Annotated in this window: 1 protein-coding gene; it reads left to right on the top strand. The window is 62.4% G+C overall.

The window, feature by feature from the left end; genetic code table 11:
- Positions 1-615 (top strand): MFS transporter (locus tag PMI29_RS01285; protein ID WP_033052783.1); only part of this gene is annotated, 615 nt, incomplete at both ends.

Below are 615 nucleotides of genomic sequence, written 5' to 3'. Positions count from 1 at the left end.
CCTGCCACAGTGGCTGCAGACGCGCTTGGGCTACACCGCGACCTGGGCCGGTTTTGCCGTGGCACCGCTGGGGATCCTGCCGGTGTTGTTGTCACCGTTCGTCGGCAAGTACGCACCGCGATTCGACATGCGGGTGCTGGCGGGCGGGGCATTCCTGGCCATCGGCCTGAGCTGTTTCATGCGCGCCGGGTTCACCAATGAAGTGGACTTCCAGCACATCGCGATGGTGCAGTTGTTCATGGGGATCGGCGTGGCGCTGTTCTTCATGCCGACCCTGACCATCCTCCTTTCGGATTTGCCACCGAGCCAGATCGCCGACGGTTCGGGGCTGGCGACGTTTCTGCGGACCTTGGGCGGCAGTTTTGCGGCGTCACTGACGACCTGGATCTGGATTCGTCGGGCCGATCAGCATCACGCGTACCTGACTGAAAGCATCACCCGGTTCGATCCGGCGACCCGCGAGGCGATTACCCATCTGGGCGGGGCAGGGGCTCAGGCTTACACGCAACTGGATCAGATGGTGATCAGCCAGGCGTACATCATGTCCACGGTGGATTACTTCACCTTGCTGGGCTGGATGTTCATGGGGCTGATCCTGATTGTGTGGCTGGGGGG

Source organism: Pseudomonas sp. GM49 (genome assembly GCF_000282355.1).
Lineage (GTDB): Bacteria > Pseudomonadota > Gammaproteobacteria > Pseudomonadales > Pseudomonadaceae > Aquipseudomonas.
Note: the sequence above shows the minus strand (reverse complement) of the source record. Positions and strands in the feature narration are given on the sequence as shown.